Raw genomic sequence first — 478 nt, 5'->3', positions numbered from 1 at the left:
ACGCGCTGCAGTCGCTCCGTGCGAATGCGCGCCCGCTGCTCGGATTCGAAGAGGCGCACGCGCTCCAGCGCGCTGGCGCCAAGTGCGGCAATCGTCTCGGCCATCCCGCGGTCGGCGAGCGGCACCGCCCCCTCGGCCGTGAAGCTCAGCCCGAGCGCCCCGAGCGCAGGGTGCCCGCCCGACGCGCGAATGACGAACGGCACCACTCCCCACGCCCCCGTGGGAATGGCTTGCGACGCTGGATAGAACTCGGGGAAACGTTCCTGCATTTCCCGCCTGGAGTCGATCCAGACTGGGCGGCCGAGCCGAACGGCCTTGGTGAGCGGCGTCGCCAACTCCAGCCGGAGCCGTTGCCAGTCACTGAGCGACGCGATCGGGTAGCCGACCCACCCGGCGAACTCGATGTGCTCTCCGTCGTCCGAGAGGAGCGCGACGACACCCGCCGCCGCGCCGACGGCCGCACTCCCCTCGCCGGCGA

1 protein-coding gene is annotated in these 478 nt (G+C 71.8%); it reads right to left on the bottom strand.

From position 1 onward, the window contains the following. A partial coding sequence (locus I6F37_RS38795; protein WP_225154188.1) for a GAF domain-containing protein occupies nucleotides 1-478 on the bottom strand: 478 nt, incomplete at both ends.

Source organism: Bradyrhizobium sp. NBAIM08, from assembly GCF_020193935.1.
GTDB classification, from domain to species: domain Bacteria; phylum Pseudomonadota; class Alphaproteobacteria; order Rhizobiales; family Xanthobacteraceae; genus Bradyrhizobium; species Bradyrhizobium yuanmingense.
This window is presented reverse-complemented; position numbering and strand designations above follow the sequence as displayed.